Raw genomic sequence first — 594 nt, 5'->3', positions numbered from 1 at the left:
GCGGCTGGGTGACGGCGAGCGCGGCTTCGAGCTTCTGGAACTCGGGCCGCACGCCCTGGCGCGAGAGCGGGGCGAGGCCCGAGCCGGGCGGGGGCGCGTCGCGGGCGCCGAGCCCGTCGAGGCCGAAGGCGGCGCCGAGCCGGGCGGTGACGACGGCGTCGGTGGGGGAAAACCACACGAGGTCGGCGCCGGTGCGGGCGATGCGCAGGCGGTCGAGGGTGAGCGGGGCGACGACCGGGGTGAGGACGCCGACGCGCTCCTCCTGGGCATCGAAGGCGGCGTCCCAGCCCAGCCCGAGGGCGCGCGAGCGGATCAGCGGGTAGCGCAGGCGGGCCGAATACCGCGAGAAGTCCGAGGCGATGCCGAGCGTGCCGGGGCCTGCCCGCGGGGCGGTGCGGGCGTCGGTGGCTTCGAGGTTGAGGACGAGCCCGTCGAGGCCGATGGGCAGGATCAGGCCGACGGCGAGCGCGCGGTTCCTCGGCTCCTGGGCGAAGAAGCTGCGCTCGCCGCCACTGTACGGGGCGCCGGAGGCGCGGAAGTACAGGGTCTCGCCGTGGCCGGTCGGCGAGTTGAGGTCGAGGCCGGTGCCGAGCG

At 76.6% G+C, this 594-nt stretch carries 1 pseudogene; it reads right to left on the bottom strand.

The features are described from left to right. Window positions 1–594: pseudogene (locus EOE48_RS29525) on the bottom strand (ShlB/FhaC/HecB family hemolysin secretion/activation protein); the annotation flags it as partial.

The organism is Methylobacterium oryzihabitans, assembly GCF_004004555.2.
Lineage (GTDB): Bacteria > Pseudomonadota > Alphaproteobacteria > Rhizobiales > Beijerinckiaceae > Methylobacterium > Methylobacterium oryzihabitans.
This window is presented reverse-complemented; position numbering and strand designations above follow the sequence as displayed.